The organism is Burkholderia sp. E168m15 (genome assembly GCF_016586105.1).
Taxonomy (GTDB): Bacteria; Pseudomonadota; Gammaproteobacteria; order Burkholderiales; family Burkholderiaceae; genus Burkholderia; species Burkholderia orbicola.
The window spans coordinates 1-26,115 of record NZ_BCPO01000173.1 but is presented as its reverse complement, the minus strand read 5'-3'; the positions used below and the strand labels follow the sequence as shown (position 1 = coordinate 26,115).

28 protein-coding genes are annotated in these 26,115 nt (G+C 66.1%); 18 read left to right on the top strand and 10 right to left on the bottom strand.

Features of this window, described 5'->3' with window-relative positions; genetic code table 11:
- The first annotated feature begins 122 nt into the window (after positions 1 to 122).
- The 4 genes from JMF86_RS27320 to JMF86_RS27305 are packed head-to-tail and all read left to right on the top strand — an operon-like array spanning position 123 to position 6,047.
- Complete coding sequence (locus tag JMF86_RS27320) at positions 123 to 2,627, top strand: type VI secretion system Vgr family protein (RefSeq protein ID WP_011694927.1); 2,505 nt, start codon at positions 123 to 125, stop codon at positions 2,625 to 2,627.
- 13 nt (positions 2,628 to 2,640) lie between these two features.
- Positions 2,641 to 3,543: a DUF4123 domain-containing protein gene (locus tag JMF86_RS27315; protein WP_011548721.1), complete on the top strand. Its 903-nt coding sequence runs from the start codon at positions 2,641 to 2,643 to the stop codon at positions 3,541 to 3,543.
- 56 nt (positions 3,544 to 3,599) lie between these two features.
- The gene (locus tag JMF86_RS27310; protein WP_041489444.1) at positions 3,600 to 4,277 is read left to right on the top strand and encodes a DUF3304 domain-containing protein; all 678 of its coding nucleotides are present in this window, start codon (positions 3,600 to 3,602) and stop codon (positions 4,275 to 4,277) included.
- Between the two features lie 36 nt (positions 4,278 to 4,313).
- Complete coding sequence (locus JMF86_RS27305; RefSeq protein ID WP_011548719.1) at positions 4,314 to 6,047, top strand: DUF2235 domain-containing protein; 1,734 nt, start codon at positions 4,314 to 4,316, stop codon at positions 6,045 to 6,047.
- A 79-nt stretch (positions 6,048 to 6,126) separates the two neighbouring features.
- On the opposite strand, the gene JMF86_RS27300 is transcribed toward JMF86_RS27305, so the two are convergent.
- Positions 6,127 to 6,747, bottom strand: a complete 621-nt coding sequence (locus tag JMF86_RS27300) for a LysE/ArgO family amino acid transporter (RefSeq protein WP_011548718.1) — start codon at positions 6,745 to 6,747, stop codon at positions 6,127 to 6,129.
- Positions 6,748 to 6,856: 109 nt separating this feature from the next.
- Here JMF86_RS27300 and JMF86_RS27295 point away from each other — a divergent pair, with 109 nt between their 5' ends.
- Positions 6,857 to 7,750, top strand: coding sequence for a LysR family transcriptional regulator ArgP (locus JMF86_RS27295; protein WP_006480142.1), 894 nt, complete (start codon positions 6,857 to 6,859; stop codon positions 7,748 to 7,750).
- Between the two features lie 48 nt (positions 7,751 to 7,798).
- On the opposite strand, the gene fnr is transcribed toward JMF86_RS27295, so the two are convergent.
- From fnr to JMF86_RS27280, 3 genes are all read right to left on the bottom strand, one after another.
- Positions 7,799 to 8,545: a fumarate/nitrate reduction transcriptional regulator Fnr gene (gene fnr / locus JMF86_RS27290; protein WP_011548717.1), complete on the bottom strand. Its 747-nt coding sequence runs from the start codon at positions 8,543 to 8,545 to the stop codon at positions 7,799 to 7,801.
- A 103-nt stretch (positions 8,546 to 8,648) separates the two neighbouring features.
- Entirely contained in the window at positions 8,649 to 9,116 is a 468-nt protein-coding gene (locus JMF86_RS27285) for a universal stress protein (protein WP_006480140.1), read from the bottom strand.
- A gap of 528 nt (positions 9,117 to 9,644) precedes the next feature.
- Complete coding sequence (locus tag JMF86_RS27280; protein WP_011548716.1) at positions 9,645 to 10,052, bottom strand: DUF3005 domain-containing protein; 408 nt, start codon at positions 10,050 to 10,052, stop codon at positions 9,645 to 9,647.
- A gap of 278 nt (positions 10,053 to 10,330) precedes the next feature.
- Here JMF86_RS27280 and JMF86_RS27275 point away from each other — a divergent pair, with 278 nt between their 5' ends.
- Complete coding sequence (locus JMF86_RS27275; protein ID WP_006480138.1) at positions 10,331 to 10,564, top strand: hypothetical protein; 234 nt, start codon at positions 10,331 to 10,333, stop codon at positions 10,562 to 10,564.
- 137 nt (positions 10,565 to 10,701) lie between these two features.
- Positions 10,702 to 11,622, top strand: a complete 921-nt coding sequence (epsC, locus tag JMF86_RS27270) for a serine O-acetyltransferase EpsC (RefSeq protein WP_011548715.1) — start codon at positions 10,702 to 10,704, stop codon at positions 11,620 to 11,622.
- A gap of 163 nt (positions 11,623 to 11,785) precedes the next feature.
- Here epsC and JMF86_RS27265 read toward each other — a convergent pair whose 3' ends face one another.
- The 3 genes from JMF86_RS27265 to JMF86_RS27255 form a co-directional block, all read right to left on the bottom strand.
- Complete coding sequence (locus JMF86_RS27265) at positions 11,786 to 12,589, bottom strand: SDR family oxidoreductase (protein WP_011694928.1); 804 nt, start codon at positions 12,587 to 12,589, stop codon at positions 11,786 to 11,788.
- Positions 12,589 to 13,224, bottom strand: coding sequence for a GTP cyclohydrolase I FolE (folE, locus tag JMF86_RS27260; protein ID WP_011548713.1), 636 nt, complete (start codon positions 13,222 to 13,224; stop codon positions 12,589 to 12,591). Before folE ends, JMF86_RS27265 begins: the two co-directional genes overlap by 1 nt.
- Positions 13,225 to 13,320: 96 nt before the next feature.
- The gene (locus JMF86_RS27255; RefSeq protein ID WP_011694929.1) at positions 13,321 to 14,247 is read right to left on the bottom strand and encodes a LysR family transcriptional regulator; all 927 of its coding nucleotides are present in this window, start codon (positions 14,245 to 14,247) and stop codon (positions 13,321 to 13,323) included.
- A 117-nt stretch (positions 14,248 to 14,364) separates the two neighbouring features.
- On the opposite strand from JMF86_RS27255, the gene pobA reads away from it, so the two are divergent.
- The 7 genes from pobA (at position 14,365) to JMF86_RS27220 (ending at position 21,335) form a co-directional block, all read left to right on the top strand.
- A complete protein-coding gene (gene pobA, locus JMF86_RS27250) occupies positions 14,365 to 15,597 on the top strand; it encodes a 4-hydroxybenzoate 3-monooxygenase (protein ID WP_011548711.1) in 1,233 nt (410 codons plus the stop codon).
- Positions 15,598 to 15,741: 144 nt separating this feature from the next.
- Positions 15,742 to 16,458, top strand: coding sequence for a 3-oxoacid CoA-transferase subunit A (locus JMF86_RS27245; protein ID WP_011548710.1), 717 nt, complete (start codon positions 15,742 to 15,744; stop codon positions 16,456 to 16,458).
- 20 nt (positions 16,459 to 16,478) lie between these two features.
- Complete coding sequence (locus JMF86_RS27240; protein ID WP_006482308.1) at positions 16,479 to 17,135, top strand: CoA transferase subunit B; 657 nt, start codon at positions 16,479 to 16,481, stop codon at positions 17,133 to 17,135.
- A gap of 88 nt (positions 17,136 to 17,223) precedes the next feature.
- The gene (locus tag JMF86_RS27235) at positions 17,224 to 18,582 is read left to right on the top strand and encodes a 3-carboxy-cis,cis-muconate cycloisomerase (RefSeq protein ID WP_011694930.1); all 1,359 of its coding nucleotides are present in this window, start codon (positions 17,224 to 17,226) and stop codon (positions 18,580 to 18,582) included.
- Between the two features lie 16 nt (positions 18,583 to 18,598).
- Positions 18,599 to 19,384, top strand: coding sequence for a 3-oxoadipate enol-lactonase (gene pcaD, locus JMF86_RS27230; protein WP_011548708.1), 786 nt, complete (start codon positions 18,599 to 18,601; stop codon positions 19,382 to 19,384).
- 10 nt (positions 19,385 to 19,394) lie between these two features.
- Positions 19,395 to 19,784 carry a 4-carboxymuconolactone decarboxylase gene (gene pcaC / locus JMF86_RS27225; RefSeq protein WP_011356714.1) on the top strand — a complete coding sequence of 130 codons (390 nt, stop codon included), beginning with the start codon at positions 19,395 to 19,397 and terminating at the stop codon, positions 19,782 to 19,784.
- Positions 19,785 to 19,976: 192 nt separating this feature from the next.
- Positions 19,977 to 21,335, top strand: a complete 1,359-nt coding sequence (locus JMF86_RS27220) for an MFS transporter (protein WP_011548707.1) — start codon at positions 19,977 to 19,979, stop codon at positions 21,333 to 21,335.
- Positions 21,336 to 21,466: 131 nt separating this feature from the next.
- Here JMF86_RS27220 and JMF86_RS27215 read toward each other — a convergent pair whose 3' ends face one another.
- Together JMF86_RS27215 and JMF86_RS27210 are read right to left on the bottom strand one after the other, a co-directional pair.
- The gene (locus tag JMF86_RS27215; protein WP_011548706.1) at positions 21,467 to 21,715 is read right to left on the bottom strand and encodes a hypothetical protein; all 249 of its coding nucleotides are present in this window, start codon (positions 21,713 to 21,715) and stop codon (positions 21,467 to 21,469) included.
- Between the two features lie 108 nt (positions 21,716 to 21,823).
- The gene (locus tag JMF86_RS27210; protein WP_011548705.1) at positions 21,824 to 22,441 is read right to left on the bottom strand and encodes a LysE family translocator; all 618 of its coding nucleotides are present in this window, start codon (positions 22,439 to 22,441) and stop codon (positions 21,824 to 21,826) included.
- 622 nt (positions 22,442 to 23,063) lie between these two features.
- Here JMF86_RS27210 and JMF86_RS27205 point away from each other — a divergent pair.
- The 4 genes from JMF86_RS27205 (at position 23,064) to JMF86_RS27190 (ending at position 25,260) form a co-directional block, all read left to right on the top strand.
- Entirely contained in the window at positions 23,064 to 23,249 is a 186-nt protein-coding gene (locus tag JMF86_RS27205) for a hypothetical protein (protein ID WP_027790092.1), read from the top strand.
- Positions 23,250 to 23,516, top strand: a complete 267-nt coding sequence (locus tag JMF86_RS27200) for a DUF1488 domain-containing protein (RefSeq protein ID WP_011548704.1) — start codon at positions 23,250 to 23,252, stop codon at positions 23,514 to 23,516.
- Between the two features lie 572 nt (positions 23,517 to 24,088).
- Positions 24,089 to 24,820, top strand: a complete 732-nt coding sequence (locus tag JMF86_RS27195; RefSeq protein WP_006480091.1) for a Crp/Fnr family transcriptional regulator — start codon at positions 24,089 to 24,091, stop codon at positions 24,818 to 24,820.
- Positions 24,821 to 25,050: 230 nt separating this feature from the next.
- Positions 25,051 to 25,260 (top strand): hypothetical protein, encoded by a 210-nt coding sequence (locus JMF86_RS27190; protein ID WP_226292381.1) that lies wholly within the window; start codon positions 25,051 to 25,053, stop codon positions 25,258 to 25,260.
- A gap of 536 nt (positions 25,261 to 25,796) precedes the next feature.
- Here the strand turns inward: JMF86_RS27190 and JMF86_RS27185 are convergent.
- Entirely contained in the window at positions 25,797 to 26,081 is a 285-nt protein-coding gene (locus tag JMF86_RS27185; protein WP_011548703.1) for a hypothetical protein, read from the bottom strand.
- Between the last annotated feature and the right edge of the window lie 34 nt (positions 26,082 to 26,115).

Here is a 26,115-nt window from a genome sequence, read left to right as displayed (position 1 = left end):
TAGGGAAATGACGCATGGCGTCAATGTTGTCGCGGCGCGTTGTCTACGATATCCTTTCATCCCAAAATTAAGGGAGGCAGCGGGCCGCTGCCACACGAACGAAAAATCATTCTGAGGCGGTCATGGCTGACCTGGCGGCATTCATTCGAACCCCGTTTTTCCAGCAAGACAAACGCCTGCTCGCGCTGTCTTTCCCCCACGACGACGCGCCGTCGGTGACCGACTCGTACGGGCGGCAACGTCCGGCGCGGCTGGTGGCCGAGCGTCTCGTCGCGCACGAGGGGCTCGGGATCGATTTCACGTTCGAGGTGACGCTGTTGTCGGGCGAGGCGGGCGTCACGCTGGCCGACATGCTGGGCAAGCTGCTCGCGGTGTCGATGGTGCGCCCCGACGGCGGCCTGCGTTATTTCACCGGTTACTGCACCGAGTTTTCGCTGGTCCGCAACGACGATTCGATCGCGGAATATCGCGCGGTGCTGCGCCCGTGGAGTCACTTCCTGCGGACCCGCGTGAACAACCGCCTGTTCCTCGGCCAATCGCTGCAGCAGCAGATCGGCACGCTGCTCGCCGACTATCAGGGGCTCGCGCCGTCGTGGGAGTGGCGCGTGCGCGGCGACGATCCGGCACGCACGATGAACGTCCAGGGCGGGGGGCTCGGCGAAAGCGACTGGAACTACATCGTTCGCCATCTGGAAGCCGTCGGGTTCCTGTACTGGTGGGAGCATGACGAGAAAGGCGTGAAGCTGATCGTCGGCGACGACAGCACGGTGCAGTGCCCGGCCGTCGACGGCCGCTCGCCGCAGATCCGCTTCCAGACGCACGACGGCCCGATGGCCGCCGACGCCATTTCGCAATGGTCCGCGGTACGGTCGCTGTCCGCCGGCAGTTACAGCGCGACGGCGTTCGACTTCAAGGCGCCGCATGCGGCCCACGCGCAGATTCCGACGCTGCATCCGCCGGGTGTCGCGCCGCAGGTCGAGCATCATGAATACGTGGGGCACTACGGCTTCGCGAAGCAGACGCGCGCCGGCGACGCGCTCGCGCGTGTGCGGATGGAAGAGATCGAGGCGGCCGCGACGCGTTTCGACGCGGCCGGCAATCATCACGGCATCCTGCCCGGGCGCTGGTTCCAGCTGTCCGATCACTTCAGCGTGGCGTCGGGCAGCCCGCAGGATCACGAGTACCTGATTCTCGAAGCCCGTCACGAAGCGGCGAACAATTACCTGCAGGCCGACGGCAAGCCCGAGTATCGCAACCGCTTCGTCGCGGGCCATCGACGTACGCCGTGGCGACCGGGGCGCGGGTTCAACAGCGAACCGGTGCGCGTGCTGGCGCCGCAAACCGCGACCGTTGCCGGCGCGAAGGGAGCCGGCAGCGTCGACGTCGACGAGTACGGGCGCGTCTGCATCGTCTATCACTGGGATCGGGCGGCGCAGATCAGCGCGCGGATTCGTGTGGCCGCCGGCTGGGCGGGCGGCGAGAAGGGCATGATCGCGCATCCGCGCGTGGGCAGCGAGGTGCTCGTGATGTGCCTCGACGGCAATCCCGACCGGCCCGTCGTGTCGGGCACCACGTACAACGCGGAACGGATGCCGCCGTGGGCGCTGCCCGACCAGCACGTGCTGACCGGCCTGCGCAGTCGCGAGCTGTCGGGCGACGGCGGCAATGCGGCGGGCGGACGCTCGAACCACGTGCTGCTCGACGACACGCCGCAGCAGCTCCAGCTGAAGCTGCGCAGCGATACCGACGCGAGCGAACTGACGCTCGGGCACAACGTCCGCATCGACGCGACCCAGGGGCGCACCGATCAGCGCGCCCGCGGCTTCGAATTGCGGACCGACGCGCATGGCGCGGTACGGGCGGCCAAGGGCCTGCTCGTGACCAGCGAGGCGCGCTACGACGCGCGTGCCCATGCGACCGACATCGGCGAGACCGTCGCGCGCCTCGACAAGGCGCACGACCTGCACGAATCGTTGTCGGGGTCCGCGCACGACGTGAAGGCGCAGGAGTCCGGCGATCAGGATGCCGTCCATCAGGCGCTCAGGACGCAGAACGACGGCCTGAGGGGCAGCGGCGGCAATCCGCAGCAGGGCGAGTTTCCGGAGTTCGCGCAGCCGTTCCTCGCGCTCGCGAGCCCGGCGGGGATTCTGGCGACGACGACGGGGTCGACCCATGTCGCGAGCGACCAGCACGTCGCGTTGACGAGCGGCGCCCACACGAGCATCGGCGCGGGCAAGAGCATGCTGGTCAGCGCGCAGGAGGCGGTGCGCGTCGCCGCGTTCGAGAAGGGCATCCGGCTCGTGGCCGCCGCGGCCGACATCGACATCCAGGCGCTCAAGGACAGCGTCAACGTGCTCGCCAAGCTGGACGTGAAGGTCGATGCGAACCGCATCACCATCACCGCGAAAGAAGAAGTCCTGATCAACGGCGGGACCAGCTATACGCGCTGGAACGGCAGCGGCATCGTGCACGGGACCAAGGGCGAATTCACCGCGCATGCGGCGTCACATACGTTCATCGGGCCGGACAGCCTGCCGGTGCCCGCGCGCGCGTTCCCCGGCACGGCGTGCGCGCCGTGCATGGTCAACGCGGCATCGATGGCGTCGCCGTTCGCGGCCAAGGCGTGAGGCAGGGCCGCGCATGACGAATGACCTGATCGCCGCGCAGGCGGCCGACGCGCTGCAGGCGGCGCTGTTGTCGCAGGACGGGCTGCGCGCTTACGTCCTGATCGACGGCGCATTGCTGGATACGTTGCCGGACGAGGACAAGGCGTCGTGGCCCGCGTTCGTCGCGGCCTCGCTGCTCGACGACGCCGACGACGAGGCGAGAGTCGTCGGGCCGCTGCTGTTCGAATGGCAGCCCGCCGCCGACAGCGCCGAGGCTGCGGACGCGATCGAGCCGCCCGGCATTCCGTGGCCGGCGGCGAGCGTGCTCGTGTCGCCGCTGTCGCTCGAGCGACTGGCCGCGCATCTGGCGCCGATGGTCGATGTCCAGCTCGAGCAGATGGAGAGCGTGATGCTGATGCGCTTCTTCGATCCGCGCGTGCTGCCGTTCTGGCTCGACATGCTGCCCGCCGCCCATCGCGCGTATCTGGCGCAGGGCGTGCGGCACTGGATTCACCGCGATACCGCGCTGCAGCTCCGGACGGCGGACATCGCCGCGCCCGCCACCGTCAGGCAGGCCGCCGAGTTTCCGCTGCAGTTGACCCAGGCGCAGGAAGACGATCTGCTCGCCGCCTGCTATCCGTACACGATGCTCGAGCGGCTGCGTGTCGAAAAGCCCGCGCTGCTGGCGTCATTGCCGGCCGCGCAGCACTACGGCTTCGTGCGCGATCAACTGGCACGCTGCCAGGCGCACGGCGCCGAAAGCGCGGCGTCGCTGCTGATCTATTGCGAACTGGCGTTGCGCTACGGCGCGCGCTTCGACGAGCATCCGGCGATGGCCGCCGTGTTCGACGCAGTGGCGCAGGGAGAGGCGTTTCCGGAGGCGCTGGCGCGGGTGCCGGCGGAGGACTGGCGGCGGATGCAGGAAGCGGCCGGGTGATGGCGCGTGCGCCACGCGACTCGAATGAAATCGACTGGAAGAGAAGGAAGTTCAATATGAACCGCTGCTGGATCACTTTGCTGTCCGTGATGGTTTTTTCCACGGCTGCGTGCAGCAAGAGCGTGAACGATGCCGAGAAGGACAGTTTGGCGCCCGGCGAAGTGAACAAATGGAACGACCCGAACTACGACATCATCACCGCCGGGTCCTTCAACTATACGGATTACGACATCTACGGCGTCTATCTGCTGCCGCCCGACAAGAACAGCCTCGACGACGCGGCGAGCGCCGACGGCGCGCATGCCACGCCGCGGAGCGCGAAATACTGGTCCGGCGGCGGCGGCTCGCGCCCGAGTCTCGCGTGGGATTTCCGCTGGAAGACCCCGAAGACGTTCAAGGTGTGGTGGGAGCGCGTGGTCGACAAGCGCGCGATGGAAGCGTCGTCCGCGAACTACGACCCGTACACGCACCGGGAAACCCAGCCGGGGATGGCGTGGTGCGAAGGCGAGATCACGGTCACGCGCCCGCCCGTCAAGGACAAGAGCGGCGGTATCGTGCTGCACTTCTTCCCCGATGGCCGCGTGGAAGGCGACATGGATTTCGGCGCCGACGGCCCGGACCCGAAGGTGGCCCTGTCGAAGCGCGACGCGCAGCGCAAGCTGACCGACCGCGCGTGCCTGAAGGAAATTCCCAATCCGTTCTATGGGCGCAAGAAGCCGGCCCAGTGGAATTGACGCTGGACGCGTGACCGGAACAGGAGCGTAACCGCCATGAGCAATCCCCCCCTCATTCGACGCATCACCGATATCACGCCGGTCGAGGACTCGATCCGCAACGGGCATCGCGAGGCGCTCGATCCGCTGCGGGTCGAGCAATGCAAGGAGTGTCCGAAACCCGTGTGGTTCACGGCCTTCTTCGACGGCACGGGCAACAACTACGGCGAGGACGGCAACGGTTCGACGGACGTCGCGAAGACCAAGTACAGCAACATCGCCAAGCTCGCGATGTTTGCTCATGTCCCGTTCAACAAGGCCAATCCGCGCACGATGGGCCGGTACGTCGAGGGCGTCGGCACACCCTGCAGCAAGGTCGGCGATTCGGGCAAGGGTATCGACGGCGCGCTCGGCATGGCGGCCGCGAGCAAGGGCGAGGCGCGCATCCGCTGGATGCTCCGCGAGCTCGAAAAGCACGTGGCGAACCACATGCCGGCCGTGAGCCAGATCAACGTGGCCGCGTTCGGCTTCTCGCGCGGCGCCACGGAGGCGCGGGCGTTCGTCCGCATGCTGACCGAGCAGCTGGCCGAGAACATCGGCGGTCGGCTCTGGTGGAACAAGAAGAACATGAAGGGGATGCGTCCCGAAGTGGTCGTCTACTTCATGGGCATTCTCGATACGGTGGCGTCGACAGGCTTCGGCGGCAGCCGCCTGGAGAAGGCGGCGCCCTACATCGTCGGCGCGATCCTCGGGCCGGTCTATGGCGGCATGCTCCACAGCATCGACAAGGGCGGCCATGCGGAATGGGCGAACGACATCCGCATTCCGGACTACGTGCGGGAGTGTGTTCACTATGTCGCATCGCATGAAGTCCGGGAGAAATTCCCCGGCGACTCGGTGCGCGAGGATCAGAAGCTTCCCTCGAACTGTCGCGAGGTGTATTACCCCGGCATGCACTCGGACGTGGGCGGCGGCTACGAGCGCAACTATCAGGAAGGGCGCACCAACGAGCTGGCCAACGTCGCGTTGAACAATCTCTATATCGACGCGTGGAAGGCCGGCGTGCCGTTTCGCGAGCCGAAGGAGATCGTGGAATCGGCCGGCGGGCTGTTCGCGATTTCCCCCGAGCTGGAGACGGCCTGGAACGTGTACATGGGGCAGGGCAACGAGCGGCGCGCGGGCGTGGCGTCGAACAGCGGCCGGCTCGAGTCGCAGATCATCTGGCACATGAACCGCTACTACCAGTGGCGCGCCAGCCGCAGCCGGCGTCTGCACGACGGCCGGCTGAAGCCGCCGGGCGGCGTGAATTCCTACATGGCGATTACCGACCGCGAATGGAACGAGGATGCGGATCTCATCCGTCGCGCCAACGGGGGCGTCCTGACCCGGACCATCTCGGAGCAGTACAAGGCGATCGACGCGGCCACGCGGGTCACCGGCAACTGGCTGGGGGGTATCGATCCGGCGGCGCGCGCGACGTTCGACCGGTTCTTCGATCACTACGTGCACGACTCGATCGCGGGTTTCAAGAAGCAGATGGAAGACGGTCACGTCGGCTTCGCCGAATCGAGCCGCTGGTCGGTCAACCGTCAGTACTTCATGGGCAAGCGCGGCAAGAAGTTCCTGTACTGGCGCTACGAGGGCGACAAGGCCGAGCAGGCCGCCACGCAACTCGCCAAGGTCGATCCGGCGAAGCAGCAGGACCCGACGGCAGCCAACGAACCGCAACTGGCCAGCAACCAGCCCGCGGCGATCGGCGGCGCGCTGCCAGACGCGACCTCGACAGCCTGACGCCGATCCCATACCGGTCGCGACCGCGGCCGGCTGTCCGACGTCGCGGCAGACAGGATCTGCCGCGACACGCCCCTCCCTACCGCAACTGCACGGCCGCGAGAAACAGCACCATGCTGCCGATCGCGCCGTCCAGCACGCGCCACGCGACCGCCTTGCGGAACCACGGCGCCAGCAATCGCGCGCCATAGCCGAGCCCGAGGAACCACACGACGCTGACCGTCATCGCGCCGATCGCGAACGCGAGCCGCGCGCCTTCCGGCTCGCGCGCGCCGGCCGTGCCGATCAGCAGGAACGTGTCGAGGTAGACGTGCGGGTTGAGCCACGTGAATGCGAGCGTCATCAGCACGATCGCGAGGGCGCCTTGCGGCGGCGGGGCGACCGCGTCGCCGCGCACGTCGAGCGTGTCGTGGCCCGGCTTGAACGCACGGCGCAGCGCGTTGATGCCGAACCACGCGAGATACGCGAGGCCCACGTACAGCACCGCATGGACGAAGGTCGGATAGCGCTCGACCAGCACCGATGCGCCGCCGACGCCCGCGCCGATCAGGATCATGTCGGACACCGCGCACAGCAGCACGATCTTGCCGACGTGCGAGCGCATGATGCCCTGGCGCAGCACGAATGCGTTCTGTGCGCCGATGGTGACGATGAGCGACGCGCACAGTGCGGCGCCGTGGGAAAAAGCGAGCCAGTTCATGATGGGGACAGCCGTGGAAGCAGTAGACGGATGAATCGGGTAGCGCTAGTCTGCGATCGGGGCGGGAATAAGAGAAGCTAAATCACCTAATGCGGATTAAGGAAATCTAATGCTCGACTACGCGTTGCTCGATGCCCTCGCGGCCGTGATCCGGCACGGCTCGTTCGAGCGGGCAGCCAAGGAGCTGAACGTCACGCCGTCGGCGGTGTCGCAGCGCGTGAAGCTGCTGGAGGAGCGGGTCGGCAGCGTGCTCGTCAAGCGCGGGCAGCCGTGCGTCGCGACCACGTCGGGCGCGCTGCTGTGCCGGCATACCGAACGCGTGCAGCTGCTGGAGGCCGAACTGGGCGGCCGGATGCCCGCGTTGCCCGGCCAGATCGCGAGCGCCTGGCCGACGCTGCGCGTGGCCGTCAACGACGACAGCGTCGCGACGTGGTTCATCGACGCGGTCGGGCCGTTCTGCACGGAGCGCGAGACGCTGCTTGACCTCGTGATCGACGATCAGGATTACACGGCCTCGCGCATTCGCGACGGCAGCGTGCAGGGCGCGGTGACCGCGCAGGCCGAGCCGATCCAGGGATGCCGGTCGGAGCGGCTCGGGCGAATCCGCTATCGCGCGGTGTGCTCGCCGGCGTTTTACGCGCGTTATTTCGATGCGGGGATCACGCGCGATGCGCTGCGCCGCGCGCCGTGCGTGATGTTCAATCCGAAGGACGGGTTGCAGGCGCGTTTCATCCGGCGCGTGACGCGCGCGGATCTCGATCCGCCGCAGCACTGGATACCGCACGTCGCGGGCTATCTGCGCGCGTGCGAAACGGGATTGGGATGGGGGATGTGCCCTGACCGGATGGTCGACCGGCAACTGGCGGCGGGCGAGCTGATCGACATGTCGCGTGGCCGAACCATCGACATCGATCTGTACTGGCAGAGCTGGCGTCTGTCGATCGGCTGGCTCGACGATTTCAGCGCGGCGCTGAAGGCGCGTGCCGCGCTGTTTCTCGATTGACCGGCGACGCCACGCGGGCGGCGCGCACGCGGTGCGCGCCGTGCGATGTCAGAGGTGTTGCAGGCCGTCGAAGTCGACGATCTGCACGTGGCGACCCTGCATTTCGATCAGGTCGCGCTTCTGGAATTTCGACAGCGTGCGGCTGACCGTTTCGAGCGTCATGCCGAGATAGCTGCCGATGTCCTCGCGGGTCATCCGCAGGTTGAATTCCGACGGCGAGTAGCCGCGCTTCAGGTAGCGCGACGAGACGTCCAGCAGGAAAGCGGCGACGCGCTCTTCCGCATTCAGCGAGCCGAGCAGCATCGTTTGCGACGTTTCGCGCACGATCTGTTCGCTCATCAGCTTGTGCATGCGCAACTGCATCGAGCCGGCTTCCGAGCACAGCGCCTTGAGCGCGCTGTACGGAATCACGCAGACGGAGCTGTCTTCCAGCGCGACCGCGGTGCGCGGGTGCGTATCGTCGCAGATGCCGTCGAGGCCGAGCGCTTCGCCGGCGAGGTGCAGGCCCGTGACCTGTTCGCGGCCGTCGTGGCGCGTCGCGACGGTCTTCAGCGAACCCGAGCGCACCGCGTACAGGTTGTCGAATGCGTCGCCTTCGCGGAACAGCGCTTCGCCGCGCTTGACCGGGCGTGCCGCGCAGATGACCGACTCGAGGCGACTGAGCGCTTCGGGCGCCAGGCCCTGCGGCATGCACAGGTGCCGCATCGCGCACGACGAGCAGTGCGGGGCCTGACGGGGAGCCCAGCTACCGGCATGGGGCGTGGCGGCGGGGCGGGTGGCGACGGGCGTCAGCATGATCGTTTACTCCGGCGTTGAATCGACGAAATCATTGTCCCACCGCAAGTTGCCGCTGTCGGGTGACAAAACGTCGCGACCGGGCGCACGTGCCGAACGCCGCTCAGGCAGCCGGCTCGTCCGCGTTGGCGGCGGCCGGAATCAGCAGCACCGGCAGCGTCGCGTGGCGCACGCATTGCTCGGCGATGCTGCCGAGTACGAGGCGGCGGAAGCCGCGGCGGCCGTGCGTACCGAGCACGAGCAGATCGGCGCCGAACGCTTTCGCGCCGTCGAGGATCAGCGACGACACGTCGTTGAGCGACGTCGCTTCGTTCAGCTGCGTTTCGCCCTTCACGCCGGCGGCCTGCATCAGCTTCGCGAAATCCTGCGCGAGCGCGTTGCCCTGCGCGAGGAGCTGATCGCGCAGCACGGACGGATCGTAGCCGGGCACGTTGTAGTAGATCGCGGCGTTCTCGACGACGTAGAACGGCTGCAGCTCCGCGCCGTGCGCTTTCGCGAGCGCCAGTGCGGCATCGAACGCATGGCGGGACGTGTCGCTGCCGTCGACGGCAACCAGAATACGCTTGTACATAGTGTCTCCGAGTGGCGGGTTGAAACGAAGTCGGCCGGATGGCCGAGCGGGCCGGGCAATGCTGCGAGGCAGAGTAAACCAACGGGCACGATCGTGCAGCGAGGTGCCTGTCGTGCCGCGCGGCCGCGTGGTTCCTGTCGCTGTCGCGCATGGCCATGCGCGCGACGCATGCTGCGCCGCGCGACGCGTGTCGCGTGAGGCGGCAAGCGTCGAGCCGCATTGCTGACGTAAACGTATGCGCACGCATCGACCCGGCCCGGCTGCAACCATGCCGATGCGCCGCACGCACCGCCATTCAATCGCAATCGCACCGTGGCGCCATGACTTCGGTCAATGCCTGTGCGTCGATGCGATGCGCGGCATGCATGACTGCGAAGCCGATGCCAGGGCGCGGAATCGTTCGTTGCGACAACGTGCGAGCGGGTATCGGCGTGCAGTCCGATCACACGTGCCGGTTCACCGCCATCGATTATCGTGATTGACCGATGGCGCCTCTCAAACGAACGACCGATTCAAACGCCGCGCCGGCTATCTCGGCACGACCGTCAACTCGATGACGCGCTCCGGCCGGCGGCTGTGGCCGGGCCAGTATGCGCTGCCGTACATCCGGTGAACGGGACCGAACGGCGCGTCGCCCGCGGGCGGCGTGTCGAAGCCTTTCTCGATCACCCGATAGCCGGCGCGCAGCGCAAACGCCGAATGGTTGCCGTCGGGGCGGCTGTCGAAACCGGCGAAGCCGTCGCCGGCTTCCGGCATCGCATTGACGAGCGACGCATTGCTGCACGTGATCTCGTCGGGCGAGATCGGCCCGGCCCCGGCGAGCCGCGACGCTTCGCGGTGCTTGCCGTCGGTGTCGACCGTGCTGTCGTGCGTGTCGTCGTTGTCGAGTTCGATGCTGCGCGGATGCGTACGACCTGTTTGAGCGGAGGATTCCATCGCGGCTCTCCTGGCGGCGACACGCTCCGGATCGAAGCAAATCCCGTTCCGGGCACGACGGGAAAAGGCGCGCGGGCGATCGCCGCGGTCGCGCGACGCGCACTGATTTGTCATGATTTATTTCAGCTAGAAGACGCGTTTTCTACAGAGTATGATTCTTTTCCTGCGAAGCGGCGACAGGGGATGAAGTCTCGCCGCCTCTGCCCGCGCCGGGGCGCCGCAGCACCCTTAAAGACGGGTAGCGAACAACAAAGCAAGGGACTAGAGGTGGCGGATTCATGCAAGCGACTACTGCCTTCACGCACCGCGGTTATCTGTTGAATTGCGCGCCCGCACGCGCCAGTGACGGTTCGTTCAAGCCCTACGTCGTGATCTCCCGATCGAGCGACGGGGAGCTCGTGGCGAACCGGTTTTTTCCGATCGAGCTCCAGTTCAACGACGAAGGCGACGCGATCGCGCACGCGCGCGACTGGGCCGTGCGCTGGATCGACGCGAGCAGCATCTCGATGTGACGCCGTCGCACGCGTGCGGCGCTGGCCGTCCGGCCGATCCCCGGGGTGCCGCTCCCGGACAAAAAACGCGGTAATCTTGCGGAACCCGTCACTTTATTAGCGGCCGCGCATCCGCGCGCGGCTGCTCGCATTGGCTTATGTCGACATCACCCGCCCGTCAGTGGGGCCTCGAAGAAATCGTCGCCGGCTTGCGCGAGTCGCGCGAGGAACTCCATCGCACGCGCCATCCGCGCGGCATCCGCGAACTGCCGTCGCGCGATGCGATCTGCAAGATTGTGACCGGCCTGCGCGCGTCGATGTTTCCGACGCACTACGGCGCGCCCGACCTGACCGACGAAAGCGTCGACTTCTACGTCGGCCACACGCTCGAAAGCACGCTGCGCGTGCTGTCCGAGCAGATCCGCCGCGCGCTGCCGTTCCTGCCCGAGCACGTCGATACGCCGTTCGCCGAGCTCGACGAACGTGCGTTCGAGATCGCGCGCGAGTTCGGCCGGCAGTTGCCGGCGATCCGCGCGCTGCTCGTCAGCGACATCCAGGCCGCGTACGCGGGCGATCCGGCCGCGCAGCACATCACCGAGATCCTGCTGTGCTACCCCGGCGTGTTCGCGATGATGCACCATCGGCTCGCACACGCGCTGCACCAGCTCGGCGTGCCGTTGCTCGCGCGGTTCATCAATGAAATCGCGCACTCGGCCACCGGCATCGACATCCACCCCGGCGCGCAGATCGGCCCGAGCTTCTTCATCGATCACGGCACCGGCGTCGTGATCGGCGAAACCGCGATCATCGGCGAGCGCGTGCGCGTGTACCAGGCGGTCACGCTCGGCGCGAAGAGTTTCCCGGCGGATGGCGAAGGCGCGCTGGTGAAGGGCAATGCACGGCACCCGATCGTCGAGGACGACGTGGTGATCTATGCGGGCGCGACGATTCTCGGTCGCGTGACGATCGGGCGCGGCTCGGTGATCGGCGGCAACGTGTGGCTCACCCACAGCGTGCCGCCCGGCACGAGCGTCGCGCAGGGCAAGGTCCGCGAAGGCGGGAGCGCCGAGAAGCCGTAACGCGGTGGGCGAATGCGCGGGCGTCGTTCCGCGCAACGCCGCGGATGACGCGCAATGGATCGGCGGCCGGGCCGCCGTCGGGCGCGCCCGGGCGTGAGCGGCGCGAAGCCGGCTCGGCCCGGCGTACGAAGGCGGCGCGCAGCTGCCTGCGTTCATCGAAGCCTCAGTGCTTGCCGTCCGGCGAGCGGTGCTTGTACAGCACGTCCTGATCGACGCGGATCAGGTTCTGGCCCGCATCGACGACGAAATCCACGCCGTTGTACGCATTGCCCGTGAGCAGCAGGATTGCGCTGGCGACGTCGTCGGGGCCCGCGATGCGCGCGAGCGGCGTCGATGCGCGGCTCGCGTGTTCGAAGTCGGCCTGCGTCTGGTCGTCGCTCGGCAGCATCAACCCCGGGAACACCGCATTCACGCGCAGCACCGGCGCGGACGACAGCGCGAGCATCTGCGTGAGATTGCCGAGCGCGGCCTTCGCGACTGTGTAGCTGAAATGGTCGCGGTGGAAGTTTTCCTTGATCTTCTGGTCGACCACGTTCACGACGACGCCTTGCGTGCCGGCCGCGCGGGCCCGCTCGTAGAACGCGCGCGTGAGCAGGATCGGCGCGCGGCAGTTGACGGCCCACGCCTGGTCGAACGCGGCGAGATCGAAGCTCGGGAAATGGTCCTGCCAGAACACCGACGCGTTGTTGACCAGCACGTCGAGGCGGCCGAAGCGTGCATAGACTGCATCGATCAGCGCGGTGATCTGCGCGGCATCGGACAGGTCGGCCTGCAGCGCCACCGCGTCGTGCCCGCGTTCGGCAATCGCGCGGGCGGCGGCCTGCGCGGCATCGGCCGAACGGTCGTAATGCACCGCGGTGCGATAGCCGTGCGCGGCGAAATACTCGGCGAACGCGCGCCCGGCCCGGCGCGCGGCGCCGGTCACGAGCACGACGGGCGCATGCGCCGTTTGCTTCGTCTGCTCCATCAGGTATTCGTCAGGTTGACCGAGGAAGGATTCGCGACGATCGACAGGAATTCGCGACGCGTCGACGGATCGGTGCGGAACGTGCCGAGCATGCGCGACGTGACCATCTCGACGCCCGGCTTGTGCACGCCGCGCGTGGAGATGCACTGGTGCGCGGCTTCGAGGATCACGCCGACGCCCTTCGGCTGCAGCACGTCGAACAGCGTGTCGGCGATCTGCACGGTCATCTTTTCCTGGATCTGCAGGCGCTTCGCGAACGCGTCGACGAGGCGCGCGAGCTTCGAGATGCCGACGACGCGATGGTTCGGCAGATACGCGACGTGCGCGCGGCCGATGATCGGCACCATATGGTGCTCGCAGTAGCTCTCGAAGCGGATGTCCTTCAGCACGATCATTTCGTCGTAGCCGTCGACTTCGCTGAACGTGCGCGCGAGGATGTCGCGCGGCTCCAGCGCATAGCCGGCGAAGAACTGCTCGTATGCGCGCACCACGCGCGCGGGCGTGTCGAGCAGGCCTTCGCGCGCGGGATCGTCGCCGGCCCAGCGCAACAGCACGCGGACGGCGTCTTCGGCTTCTTCACGGCTCGGCCGCGAGGCGACCGGCTGGGGCTGTGTGGTTTTCTTTCCCTTACCCATGTAGTGGCTCCATCGAAGGCCGCCTGCGGCGGCCGATATCCGGCCATTGTTTCATGCTTTCGCCGCTCGTGCGTGCGGGCCGCCGCGCCCGCTTCCTCACTTCGGCCATTCGTCCTGCTCGTCGTTGAACAGCGACGCGACGACGCCACGCAGCCACGCGGTGCGCGGGTCGTTGTGGTACTTGCGATGCCAGTGCTGTTTCAGGTCGAAGCGCGGTAGCGCGAGCGGCGGCTCGACGGGCACGATGAACGCGTGCTCGGCCGCATACGCATAGCCGATCGCGTGCGGCACCGTCGCGATCAGGTCGGTGCGGCTCAGGATGAACGGCAGGCTCATGAAGTGCGGCGTTTCGAGCACCGCGCGGCGCTGCATGCGCTGCTTCGCCAGATATTTCTCGAGCACCTCCTGGCTGCGGCCTTCGGCGCGCACCACCGCGTGCCCGCACGCGAGGAACTGCTCGACCGTGAACGGCGGCGTCTGCTCGAACGGATGGCCGCGCCGCATCAGGCAGACGAACCGGTGCGTGAACAGCCGCTGCTGGAAGAAGTTGTTGCCGTCGAGATCGGGGAAGTAGCCGACCGCGAGATCGATCGACCCGGCTTCGAGGCCGCGTCCGACTTCGTCGTGCGCGAGCGAGACCGAACGCAGGTTCGCGTGCGGCGCGTGCATCGCGAACGCCTGCAACAGCTTCGGCAGAAACACGATCTCGCCGACGTCCGACAGCGCGATCGAGAACGTATGCGTGCTCGCGGCCGGATCGAAGTCGTGCGGCGCGACGAGGCCGCGCTCGATCTGCGCGAGCGCGTCGCGGGCGGCCGGCAGCAGCGCCAGCGCGCGCGGCGTCGGCTCCATGCCGCGCGACGTGCGCACGAACAGCGGATCGCCGAAGTATTCGCGCAGCCGGCCGAGCGCCGTGCTCACGCGCGGCTGGCTCACGCCGAGCAGGTCGCCCGCCCGGCTCACGTTGCGCGTGTCGTCGAGCGCGACGAGGTAGGGAATCAGGTTCAGATCGAGCGTTTCCATGGCCGGGGCCGGTATCTCCAAAACGTATACAACATATCTCCTGAATCGCGTTGCCGCATAGTCGGGAAAGCGCTCAAATGTATTCCATTACTCGAACCAAAGTTCTGGAGACGAACAATGCGCACCCAAGTCGCGATCATCGGCGCCGGTCCGTCCGGCCTTCTGCTTTCCCACCTGCTGCGCCTGCAAGGCGTCGATTCCATCCTCGTCGAAGCGCGTTCCCGCGAATACTGCGAGAACCGCATCCGCGCCGGTGTGCTCGAGCAGGGCACGGTCGACACGCTGAACGAAGCCGGCCTCGGCGACCGGATGCGCCGCGAGGGGCTCGAACATCACGGCATCGAGCTGCTGTTCGACGGCCAGCGCCACCGCATCGACCTGTCCGAACTGACCGGCGGGCGCGCGATCACCGTCTATAGCCAGCACGAAGTCGTGCGCGACCTGATCGCGGCCGGCGTCGAGCACGGCCATCAGATGCACTTCGAAGTGAGCGACGTCGCGCTGCACGACGTCGAAAGCGAGCACCCGTTCGTCACGTTCAAGCACGCGGACGGCCGCGCGGACCGCATCGACTGCGATTACATCGCCGGCTGCGACGGTTTCCACGGCATCGCGCGCCAGACGATTCCCGCCGAGCGGCTGAACACGTTCGAGCGCGTCTACCCGTTCGCATGGCTCGGCATCCTCGCGGACGCGGCGCCGTCGCTCGACGAGCTCGTGTACGCACATCACGACAACGGCTTCGCGCTGTTCTCGATGCGCTCGCCGACGGTCACGCGCCTGTACCTGCAATGCAAGCCGGATGAAGACCTCGCCGCATGGTCCGACGCACGGATCTGGGACGAACTGCACACGCGCTTCTCGAACGACACCGGCTGGACGCCGACCGAGGGCCGGATCACGCAGAAGAGCGTGACGCCGATGCGCAGCTTCGTGTCGGAGACGATGCAGCACGGGCGCCTGTTCCTCGCCGGCGATGCCGCGCACATCGTGCCGCCGACCGGCGCGAAAGGGATGAACCTCGCGGTGGCCGACGTCCGCGCGCTGTCCCGCGCGCTCGGCGCGCGCTACCGGACGGGCGACGCGACGCCGCTCGAGCGCTATTCGGCGACCTGCCTCGAACGCGTGTGGCGCGCCGAGCACTTCTCGTACTTCATGACGAACATGCTGCATGCGTCGCCGGACGACTCGCCGTTCGTCAATCGCCTGAAGTTTGCCGAGCTGAAATACGTGACGCGCTCGCGGGCCGCCGCGCAGTCGCTCGCCGAAAACTACGTCGGTTTGCCGTTCGACGACGCGATGCCCCCCGAGGCAACCCGCCTTGACAACGCGCTGTGCGCGACTCTATGATCGGCCCATCGTTCGCTAATCGAATCTAGGTTCGAATGGCGAACAAAAGCCGGGGGTCGACGACGGCCTCCGGCGCGGCACGCGACACGCGCGTGTCCCCTCGACAGGCCGCGCACGAGCCGCGGGTTCGCATCAGGAAGAGACATGGTCAACAAGATTTTCGAATCGCTTCAGTCGGCGGTTGCCGACGTCCACGATGGCGCGACAATCATGATCGGCGGCTTCGGCACGGCCGGCATGCCGTCCGAGCTGATCGACGCGCTGATCGAACAGGGCGCGCGCGACCTGACGATCGTCAACAACAACGCGGGCAACGGCGAGACGGGTCTCGCGGCGCTCCTGAAGGCGAAGCAGGTGCGCAAGATCATCTGTTCGTTCCCGCGCCAGAGCGACTCGCAGGTATTCGACGCGCTGTACCGCGCGGGCGAGATCGAGCTGGAGCTCGTGCCGCAGGGCAACCTCGCGGAGCGCATCCGCGCGGCGGGCGCCGGCATCGGCGGCTTCTTCACGCCGACGGGCTACGGCACCAAGCTCGCGGAAGGCAAGGAAACGCGCGTGATCGACGGCAAGCCGTACGTGTTCGAGACGCCGATCCACGCCGATTTCGCGCTGGTGAAGGCGTACAAGGGCGATCGCTGGGGCAATCTCGTGTATCGCAAGACCGCGCGCAACTTCGGGCCGATCATGGCCAGCGCCGCGAAGGTCGCGATCGTCCAGGTGTCGGAAGTCGTGCCGCTCGGCGGGCTGAACCCGGAACACATCGTGACGCCGGGCATTTTCGTGCAGCGCATCGTCGAGGTGCCGCAGGCCGCGCACGCGGCCGAGCTGGCCGCCGAACGTGCTGCATCGCAAGCCGCCTGACCCACCTGGAGCAAACCGACATGAAACGACTGACCCGCGATGAAATGGCCAAGCGCGTCGCCCAGGACATCCCCGAAGGCGCGTACGTGAACCTCGGCATCGGCGTGCCGACGCTGGTGGCCAACCACCTCGACCCGAGCAAGGAGATCTTCCTGCACAGCGAGAACGGCCTGCTCGGCATGGGCCCGGCGCCCGCGCCCGGCGAGGAAGACGACGAACTGATCAACGCCGGCAAGCAGCACGTGACGCTGCTCACCGGCGGCGCGTACTTCCACCACTCGGATTCGTTCGCGATGATGCGCGGCGGCCACCTCGACTACTGCGTGCTCGGTGCGTTCCAGGTGTCGGCGAACGGCGACCTCGCGAACTGGCATACGGGCGCGCCCGATGCGATTCCGGCGGTCGGCGGCGCGATGGACCTCGCGATCGGTGCGAAGCAAGTGTTCGTGATGATGGAGCACCTGACGAAGCAGGGCGAGAGCAAGATCGTCGCGCAGTGCTCGTATCCGGTCACCGGCGTGCAATGCGTGAGCCGCATCTATACGGATCTCGCCGTGCTCGACGTGACGGCCGACGGCCTCGCGGTGAGCGAGATCTTCACCGATCTGTCGTTCGACGAGCTGCAGAAGCTGACCGGCGTGCCACTGATCGACGCGACGCAAAAGGCCGCCGCCTGAACGGCAAGCATGCCGGTGCGCGCATTCGAGCGCACGCCGGCACGCTTGGGTAGACAATAGGCGCACGCCGTTTCCCCATTCTGACGCCATGCTCGAAGACAGCGCCCGCCTGACCTCCCTGATTTGCGGCATCGAGCCGCTCAACCGGATCTGGTCGCCCCGCGCGACGATCCAGCGGATGCTCGACGTCGAGGCCGCCCTCGCGCGCGCGCTCGCCGCGCAGCAGGTGATTCCCGCCGCCGCGGTCGCGCCGATCGAACGTGCGTGCGACGCCGGCCGGCTCGACGCCGACGCGCTCGCGCACGGTGCGGCGCTCGGCGGCAATCTCGCGATTCCGCTCGTCAAGCAGCTCACCGCGCAAGTGAAGGTCGACGACCCCGAGGCCGCGAAGTTCGTGCATTGGGGCGCGACGAGCCAGGACATCATCGATACCGCGACCGTGCTGCAGTTGCGCGACACGCTCGACGTGCTCGAGCCGCTGCTCGACGAAGCCTGCGCGTCGCTCGCGGCGCTCGCGCGCACCCATCGCGCGACGCCGATGATCGGCCGCACGTGGCTGCAGCAGGCACTGCCGATCACGCTCGGCCTCAAATTCGCCCAATGGCTCGATGCGCTGCTGCGCCATCGCGCGCGTTTTGCCGAGCTGCGCGAGCGTGCGCTCGTGCTGCAGTTCGGCGGCGCGGCCGGCACGCTCGCGAGCCTGCGCGAGCATGCAGCCGGCGTGAGCGCCGCGCTCGCGGCCGACCTGAAGCTCGCGTTGCCCGCCGTGCCGTGGCATACGCAGCGCGACCGCATCGCGGAAGCCGCGTCGTGCTTCGGGATGCTGACCGGCACGCTCGGCAAGATCGCGCGCGACGTGTCGCTGCAGATGCAGACCGAAGTCGGCGAGCTCGGCGAACCGGCGGCTGCCGGCAAGGGTGGCTCGTCGACGATGCCGCACAAGCGCAACCCGGTCGGCTGCGCGGCCGTGCTGACGGCCGCCGTGCGTGCGCCGAACCTCGTCGCGACCGTGTTCGCGGGGATGGTGCAGGAGCATGAGCGTGCACTCGGCGGCTGGCAGGCCGAATGGGATGCGTTGCCCGATCTCGCGCGCCTGACGGGCGGCGCGCTCGCGCAGATCGCGCAGATCGTCGCGGGCCTCGACGTGAACACCGACCGCCTCGCCGCGAACCTCGACCTCACGCACGGGCTGATCCTCGGCGAAGCGGTGATGCTCGCGCTCGGCGATCGCATCGGCCGGCTCGATGCGCATCACGTCGTCGAGCATGCGTCGAAGGAAGCCGTGCGCACCGGGGCGACGCTGTTCGACGTGCTGGCCGCCGATGCGGCCGTGTCGGCGCACCTGTCGCGCGACGCGCTGGCGCGGCTGCTCGATCCCGCACATTACGTCGGCGAGGCGCAGGCCTATGTCGACGCCGTGCTCGCGCTGCACGCGGGTGCGAAATAACCAGGAGAACCTTGAGATGCCTTTCGCCACTGTCAACGGCGTGAAACTGCATTACCGGATCGACCGTGCCGCACGCGACGACGCGCCGTGGCTCGTTTTCTCGAACTCACTCGGCGCCGACCTGCAGATGTGGGCGCCGCAGATCCGCCCGCTCACGCAGCACTTCAACATCCTGCGCTACGACACGCGTGGTCACGGCCATTCCGACGCGCCGGCCGGTTCGTACACGATCGAGCAACTGGCGGGCGACGTGATCGGCCTGCTCGACCACGTCGGCATCGACTGCGCGCATTTCTGCGGCATCTCGATGGGCGGGTTGACGGGCGCCGCGCTCGCCGCGCGCTACCCGTCACGTATCGTGCGCGCGGTGCTGTCGAATACCGCCGCGAAGATCGGCTCGCCGGAAGTGTGGGCGCCGCGTGCGCAGAAGGCGCGCGCCGAAGGGATGGCCGCGCTCGCCGACGCCGTGCTGCCGCGCTGGTTCACCGACGCATTCGTCGAACGCGAGCCGCGCCTGTTCGATGCGATCCGCGACACCTTCGTGCATACCGACAAGGATGGCTATGCGGCGAACTGCGACGCGCTCAATGCGGCCGACCTGCGCGAGGAAGTGAAGGGCATCGCGTTGCCGGTGCTCGTCGTGACCGGCGCGAAGGACATGTCGACGCCGCCCGACCAGGGCCGCGCGCTTGCCGCCGCGATTCCCGGTGCGCTGCACGTCGAATTCGACGCCGCGCACATTTCGAACATCGAGTGCACCAGCGGTTTCAACCGCGCGTTGCTCGATTTCCTGACTGCGTGAGGCACCGGCGATGGACGACCAGGAACGTTATGAAGCAGGGATGAAGGTGCGTCGCGCGGTGCTCGGCGACGCGCACGTCGACCGTTCGATCGAGAACCGCACCGAGGTGACCGACGAATTCCAGAATCTGATCACGCGCTATGCATGGGGCGAGATCTGGACCCGCGACGGACTGCCGCGCCATACGCGCAGCCTGCTGACCATCGCGATGATGGTGGCGCTGAACCGCGGCGAGGAACTGGCGCTGCACCTGCGCGCCGCGCGCAACAACGGCGTGACGCGCGACGAGATCAAGGAAGTGCTGCTGCAGACCGCGATCTATTGCGGCGTGCCGGCCGCGAATTCCGCGTTCCATCTCGCGGACAAGATCTTCAAGGAACAGGATGGTGCTGCTGGTTAAGCGCCGGCAGTGATCCGATCGCGCGGCCCGCTGATGCTGGCGAGCCGTGACGATCAACGAACGCACCGGCAGCGAATCGGTGTGTGAACGAAGGAAAGGCGCGGCCACCAGGTCGCGCTTCTTGCATATATCAATGTTGGATGCGACCGATCGAGCGCTGACGCGCCCATTCGGCCGACAAGGAGACAAGCGATGAATCGCACACCCGTGGTCGATGTCCAGACCTTCATCAACGAGCAGCCGTTCGGCGGCTTTCAGTGGCTCGTGTTCCTCATGTGTTTCGTGATCGTGCTGCTCGACGGCTTCGATACGGCCGCGATCGGCTTCATCGCACCGTCGTTGCTGGGCGAATGGAACCTCACCAAGCCCGATCTCGCGCCCGTGTTGAGCGCCGCGCTGTTCGGCCTTGCGTGCGGCGCGCTCGTGTCGGGCCCGCTGTCCGACCGGCTCGGCCGCCGCTCGCTGCTGCTCGGCTCGGTGTTCCTGTTCGGCGTCGCGTGCCTGATGTCCGCGTTCTCGAACACGATCGGACACCTGACGATCCTGCGCTTCATCACGGGCGTCGGGCTCGGCGCCGCGATGCCGAACGCGGTCACGATGATGGGCGAATTCTGCCCGGACAAGCGTCGCGCGACCGTGATCAACCTCATGTTCTGCGGCTTTCCGCTGGGCGCCGCGTTCGGCGGGTTCCTCGCTGCGTGGATGATTCCGCATTTCGGCTGGCGCAGCGTGCTGATGCTGGGCGGCGTGACGCCGCTGCTGCTCGGCGTGTTGTTGCTGCTGAAGATGCCGGAATCGGTGCGCTTCATGGTCGCGAGCGGCCAGTCCATCGACAAGATCCGCGCCACGCTCTCGCGCATCTCGCGCGACGCGCTGAACGCCGGCTCGTTCGCATTGACCGAAGCCGCGCCGCAGACGGGCGGCAAGGGCCTCGGCGTCGTGCTGTCGCGTTCGTACATCGTCGGCTCGGTGATGCTGTGGCTCGCGTATTTCATGGGCCTCGTGATCTTCTACGCGTCGATCAACTGGATGCCGATCCTGCTGAAGGATGCGGGCCTGACGCCGAAGAGCGCGACGCTGATCTCGGCGCTGTTTCCGCTCGGCGGCGTGGGCGCCGTGCTGTGCGGCGTGCTGATGGACCGCTTCAACGCGAACCGCGTGATCGCCGTGTGCTATGCACTGACGGCGGTGAGCGTGTATGCGATCGGGCAGGCGGCCGGCAACGTCGGGTTGCTGGTGCTGGTCGTGTTCGTGGCCGGCGTGCTGATGAATACCGCGCAATCGTCGATGCCGGCGCTGGCCGCCGCGTTCTATCCGACCGAAGGGCGCGGCACGGGTGTCGCGTGGATGCTCGGCGTCGGCCGTTTCGGCGGGATCGCCGGGTCGTTCCTCGTCGCCGAACTGACGCGCCGGCATTTCTCGTTTGCGGGTGTGTTCGCGACGATCGCCGTCGCGGGCGTGCTCGCGTGTGTCGCGCTGCTGATCAAACAGATGGCGCGGCCGCATGGCGTGGCGCAGCCGGCAGGCAAGATCGAGTCGCTCGGGCATTGAGCGACGGGCGGGCCGGTGCGTAGCGCCGGCTCCGTGCAGGATCGATTCAGGCCGGTCGCGAGCGGAGCGACCGGCGCACGACAGCAGACCGGGCCGCCTTCGCGGCCCGTCAATATTTCGGCCGTCGCACCTTACTCCTCCGCGTCGTGCTCCTTGACGAAGTTGCGCAGATACGCGCGCAGCGCGGCTTCCCGGCCGCGATGATCGTCGTGGTTCGCGGCGCCCATGCCTTCCTCGTCGCCGAACAGCGTCGGCGGCGCGCAGTAAGTGCCGACTTCGATGTTCTCGCGCAGCACGCGGATATCGTGCGTGAGCGGGTGATACTCGGCGATCCAGTGCATGCCTTCGATGTGCTCGCCCGCTCTCAGCATTGGCTTCATCGGCAATCTCCATGCAGAGCAGCGGTGCAACCGCCGAAGCGGCTGCACGCGCCCGTACCGAAAGGGTACGCCTGCATCACGTGAAGCTCAACGGGCGCTTGTGAGCGCTTACTGCGGCAGCAAATGGGCGACGAGCGGATACAGCGACAGAATCAGCAGCACGGCCATCGTCACGTTGAAGAGGCGCAGCGCGCGGGGATTCGACAGGAAGCGCCGCAGGCCGAGGCCGAACGCGGCCCACAGGCAGATGCACGGGAAGCCGATCAGGATGAACACGACGGACATCCATGCGGCGTTCATCCCGTAGTCGGCGGACAGCCGGATCGTCGTCGCGGCGGTCAGCACCATCATCCACGCCTTCGGATTGACCCACTGGAACGCGGCGGCTTCGATGAACGTCATCGGCCGCGGCTTGGCGCCGTGCGCCTTCACTTCGCCCGACGTGCCGATGCGCCACGCGAGGTACAACAGGTACGCGACGCTCGCGGCTTCGAGGATCGTGTACAGCAGCAGCAGGCGCTTGAACGCTTCGCCGAGGCCGAAGCCGACGCACAGCATCAGGATCGCGACGCCGATGCTGATGCCGAACAGGTGCGGCATCGTGCGGCGGAAACCGAAGTTGACGCCGGATGCGAGCAACATCGTGTTGTTCGGGCCGGGCGTGATCGATGTGACGAGCGCGAACAGCATGCCGGCGGGCAGCGCGCTGAGGGTGAGGAATTCCATCGCGGATTCTCCATTCGGTTCTAGGCTGGGATGGAGATCAGTTTAGCGACGGTTTTCTGTACAGTACCGGTACAGTTGTGTTGTCGATTGCCGGTACGGGGATGTTGAATCACTTTGTGCGTACGAAAGGGGTGTTGGTTCTCAGAAAAGATGTCCGCAGTCTCAATAAGTTGTCTTTGAATAAATAGCGATTTTTTGATGGGACTGCGCGTGATACGCGTTTCAATTGAAAAAAAGAAGCGTAAAAGTCAATGACTTGGCGAATCTGGGCAATGTCGGATCGATGGCTTCTTCACATCGATTGTGAGGGCTTGTCCCGGGGCCGTCGCGAGACCTGTCGTCTGTGCCGGTGTGGCCCGCGGATGCTTGGGTATTGGCGTCACCCACTGGGAAGATATTCGGTTACTATCACCACGACGATCCTGTGCGCGAACGTCGAAGCTGCGAACTTCGCGCGTCAACCGAGCCTCCCTCTGAGGTTTGATCCGCCAGTTCCGTGCGCGAGAGATGCCGTCGGCGGCAAGCCTGCGGGTCGTCGTCCGGTCCTCGTATAGGGCGGCCGACGACGAAATTCAGTCACCGCGACGGTCCTGAAATTTGAAATTCTCTTTTGGGAACCGGTATGCCTAAGCAAACCGCACTGAAGCCAGCCACGCCCGCCAGCCACAGCGATTACGTTGACGTGAAAAAGGCGCGCGCCTTGGCACTGAAGCGTGCGGACAGCGAGCGTGCCGAGAAGCGGCGCGAAAATGACGCCCGCATCGATGTCAACGCGAGCAAGTGGCGTTATATCTGTCAGGAGAGTTAGATGGCGAATAGCACCGTGACGCTCAACTTTCCGAATCCCAGTCGCTCCTACGACGCTTCCAGACACTGTGTGTGTTTCTGGGGCTACGACAATTCTCGCGAGATTACCTTTCTGGTCGACGATGCGATGCTGGCGAAACTGAACTCCGACATGGATTCTGGCGAGCCCGCCTTGCTTGCGGCCTTCGACCGCAATCGCGACCGGATTCTTGGACTCGCCCGAAACCTTTACAAGGGAGGGCCCCAGAACCGGTACACGATCTCGTGAGGTCGGCCCCCGTTTGCACGCGTACCCTACGTGCGTCTTCTTTCTGACCTGCACTCGCCGCGTGTGCGGGTATTCCGGGGCTGAGAGGGGGCATGGATCGGTCGAAGGATGCGCTGCTTGATTGTCCGAACGCTGCAAGCACCGTCTCGACTTCTGCACTCCTGGCCCTGGGGGACTCGACTGGACAACCCAGCCGGATCATCCGCTTCGGGTATTTCACGGCGCACCGCGCGTTGCTCTGCCGTCAGCCGCGGACACCCTGGCCACGTGCTACAACGCGTTACGCTGCGGCACCTTGTCGCCCACGCAGGGATTCGATCTGTCCCATTTAGCAATCCTGTCCGAACTCTCGCTCTGCCTGTTGGCGTGGAAATCCGATGGCGCCCAGCGGTGGGCATTGCGGTGCAACCCTTCGAGCGGAAATCTGCATCCGACCGAGGGCTATCTTCTATATCCAGCTCTGCCCGGCTTCTCGCGCAACGTCTGCTTCGCGAGTTCAAGTCTCAAGCCGATGACGCTTCGTGTCGTTGGGGCGTCTTGGGTAGAGGCTGCAGCCACTGGAGGAGTGACATATGTCGGGTCAGCCATCCATGATCGAAAATCATCTGCTGGCAGCATTACCGGTAGAAGATCTGGCGCATATTTCGCCGCAGCTCGTGCTGGTCGACATGCCGTTGGGAAAGGTGCTGTACGAGTCGGGTGGTGCGCTCAGTCACGTCTATTTTCCGACGACGTCCATCGTGTCGCTGTTGTACGTGATGGAAGACGGTTCGTCAGCCGAAATTGCCATCGTCGGCAACGACGGGTTGATCGGCATCGCGCTATTCATGGGGGGCGAAACAACCCCGAGCCGCGCGATCGTCCAAAGCGCGGGACACGCTTACCGACTCGATGCGCGCATCCTGAAAGACGAGTTCCGTCGAGGCGGTTCGATGCAGCGGCTGTTGCTACGCTACACCCAGGCGCTCATCACACAGATGGCGCAAACAGCCGTATGCAATCGCCATCATTCGATCGATCAGCAGCTCTGTCGGTGGCTCCTGCTCAGCCTCGATCGCCTGCCATCGAGCGAACTGAAAATGACGCAGGAACTGATCGCCAACATGCTCGGTGTCCGCCGGTCGGGCGTGACGGAAGCTGCACTGAAACTTCAGGATGCCGGGTTGATCCGGTACAACTATGGGCACATCGAGGTATTGGATCGCTCCGGGCTCGAGAAGCGCGTGTGCGAATGCTACGGCGTGGTCAGGCGAGAATTCGACCGCCTGCTCCCTGATTTGAAGCGCCTTGAGAAACGACGCTGATGCCAGACCCGCATCCATGCCATCCCGCCCGTACGGCAGCGTACCGACTTCAGACGCTCGCACGCGCAGGCTGACTCATGACGCACGGACTGCAGATCGGCCGCAGACTTCATCGAGATGTAACCGCCGTGATCGAAGTGGGCCGTCGCGATCCGTATCGCTTGCGCAGTTTTATCGCGACTCGGGCGGCGCGAGCCAATCAATGACGAAACCGGGGTTGTGGAGGGAGCATGTTGATGAACGATTGCCCGAAATGGGAAAAAAACGTGAAGGACGAGCAACAAGAACAGGCGGAGGCACGAGCGACCGACGATGGAATGCCCGCGGTTCACCCGGAGCGGCAGAGAAGCCGTGCCCATTCGTGGAAAGCCGTTACACCCAGGCAACGTATTTCCGATCCAAGGAAACGTCTGGGCATGGGTTTTCTGCCGAACCTATAGCGCATGTGTAGCAAAACTCCTCGCTCTCAAACAGAACGTGGAGCCGCCCCAGCAAGGCGGAACTCGAAGCCGGCCAAGCGCCGGCTATTTACTTTGCCGCGTCGTTCGTGAAGACAAACGGCGCATGCATCACTTTCCCGCATCGGTGAAGCGACGCAACCCGGGCAGATGAATCCGCTGAGTCGCGTTCGGCAGCTACGCCAACACAAGTTCGTGGCTGGAGGACCGCAACGCTGGGTGGCCAATTCCTTTCGTACATTCGGCCACCAACGCTTCGCGGCTCATATGGCGCGATTTCGCCGCTGCATCGATCTTTTCGACGAGCTGCTTGGGGAGACATGGCAAGACCAGCACCGAACACGATGTCGGCCGGGCGATATCAATGAACCTCCAGATGCAAAATTGGTGCCGCCACGCGGAGCAAAGCGATGTCACCGCCATCGACGATTTTTCGGACTGAATGCCTTCGCAAACAGACCTCGTTTCGAATAGGCTGATGAGCTCGCCGTCCGCAAGGAATGCGTACGTTGGTGCAGTCAGAGAGCAGCCAGTAACCGGAGTTGATGTTCGCTTTCGGCCCCGCGAACCAGTGCGTAGGCCCGCATCTCCGTGCGCTCAAGGAGCGAAATGGATTCCGAACCGGAAAAGTCGCTCCATGCGTCGTCCTCGATCGAGGTCGGCGCGCCGCGGGTTCTCGCGAACGCCCGCAGGAGGGGGCTTGCCGCGCGGCGCAGCACGTGGCGGTCAGCGTTCAGAACATACGGTGGGCCGTCAGTCCGTAAGACGAGGTAGTACGGAATCGCATTGCAATCACTTTGCATGGTGGCGATACCGGTGAGGAAGAATGCGTGCGTT

Coding starts and splice junctions, on each gene's coding strand:
- JMF86_RS27320 (WP_011694927.1), top strand. CDS start 123: ATGGCTGACCTGGCGGCATTCATTCGAACCCCGTTTTTCCAGCAAGAC.
- JMF86_RS27315 (WP_011548721.1), top strand. CDS start 2,641: ATGACGAATGACCTGATCGCCGCGCAGGCGGCCGACGCGCTGCAGGCG.
- JMF86_RS27310 (WP_041489444.1), top strand. CDS start 3,600: ATGAACCGCTGCTGGATCACTTTGCTGTCCGTGATGGTTTTTTCCACG.
- JMF86_RS27305 (WP_011548719.1), top strand. CDS start 4,314: ATGAGCAATCCCCCCCTCATTCGACGCATCACCGATATCACGCCGGTC.
- JMF86_RS27300 (WP_011548718.1), bottom strand. CDS start 6,747: ATGAACTGGCTCGCTTTTTCCCACGGCGCCGCACTGTGCGCGTCGCTC.
- JMF86_RS27295 (WP_006480142.1), top strand. CDS start 6,857: ATGCTCGACTACGCGTTGCTCGATGCCCTCGCGGCCGTGATCCGGCAC.
- fnr (WP_011548717.1), bottom strand. CDS start 8,545: ATGCTGACGCCCGTCGCCACCCGCCCCGCCGCCACGCCCCATGCCGGT.
- JMF86_RS27285 (WP_006480140.1), bottom strand. CDS start 9,116: ATGTACAAGCGTATTCTGGTTGCCGTCGACGGCAGCGACACGTCCCGC.
- JMF86_RS27280 (WP_011548716.1), bottom strand. CDS start 10,052: ATGGAATCCTCCGCTCAAACAGGTCGTACGCATCCGCGCAGCATCGAA.
- JMF86_RS27275 (WP_006480138.1), top strand. CDS start 10,331: ATGCAAGCGACTACTGCCTTCACGCACCGCGGTTATCTGTTGAATTGC.
- epsC (WP_011548715.1), top strand. CDS start 10,702: ATGTCGACATCACCCGCCCGTCAGTGGGGCCTCGAAGAAATCGTCGCC.
- JMF86_RS27265 (WP_011694928.1), bottom strand. CDS start 12,589: ATGGAGCAGACGAAGCAAACGGCGCATGCGCCCGTCGTGCTCGTGACC.
- folE (WP_011548713.1), bottom strand. CDS start 13,224: ATGGGTAAGGGAAAGAAAACCACACAGCCCCAGCCGGTCGCCTCGCGG.
- JMF86_RS27255 (WP_011694929.1), bottom strand. CDS start 14,247: ATGGAAACGCTCGATCTGAACCTGATTCCCTACCTCGTCGCGCTCGAC.
- pobA (WP_011548711.1), top strand. CDS start 14,365: ATGCGCACCCAAGTCGCGATCATCGGCGCCGGTCCGTCCGGCCTTCTG.
- JMF86_RS27245 (WP_011548710.1), top strand. CDS start 15,742: ATGGTCAACAAGATTTTCGAATCGCTTCAGTCGGCGGTTGCCGACGTC.
- JMF86_RS27240 (WP_006482308.1), top strand. CDS start 16,479: ATGAAACGACTGACCCGCGATGAAATGGCCAAGCGCGTCGCCCAGGAC.
- JMF86_RS27235 (WP_011694930.1), top strand. CDS start 17,224: ATGCTCGAAGACAGCGCCCGCCTGACCTCCCTGATTTGCGGCATCGAG.
- pcaD (WP_011548708.1), top strand. CDS start 18,599: ATGCCTTTCGCCACTGTCAACGGCGTGAAACTGCATTACCGGATCGAC.
- pcaC (WP_011356714.1), top strand. CDS start 19,395: ATGGACGACCAGGAACGTTATGAAGCAGGGATGAAGGTGCGTCGCGCG.
- JMF86_RS27220 (WP_011548707.1), top strand. CDS start 19,977: ATGAATCGCACACCCGTGGTCGATGTCCAGACCTTCATCAACGAGCAG.
- JMF86_RS27215 (WP_011548706.1), bottom strand. CDS start 21,715: ATGAAGCCAATGCTGAGAGCGGGCGAGCACATCGAAGGCATGCACTGG.
- JMF86_RS27210 (WP_011548705.1), bottom strand. CDS start 22,441: ATGGAATTCCTCACCCTCAGCGCGCTGCCCGCCGGCATGCTGTTCGCG.
- JMF86_RS27205 (WP_027790092.1), top strand. CDS start 23,064: ATGCCTAAGCAAACCGCACTGAAGCCAGCCACGCCCGCCAGCCACAGC.
- JMF86_RS27200 (WP_011548704.1), top strand. CDS start 23,250: ATGGCGAATAGCACCGTGACGCTCAACTTTCCGAATCCCAGTCGCTCC.
- JMF86_RS27195 (WP_006480091.1), top strand. CDS start 24,089: ATGTCGGGTCAGCCATCCATGATCGAAAATCATCTGCTGGCAGCATTA.
- JMF86_RS27190 (WP_226292381.1), top strand. CDS start 25,051: ATGTTGATGAACGATTGCCCGAAATGGGAAAAAAACGTGAAGGACGAG.
- JMF86_RS27185 (WP_011548703.1), bottom strand. CDS start 26,081: ATGCAAAGTGATTGCAATGCGATTCCGTACTACCTCGTCTTACGGACT.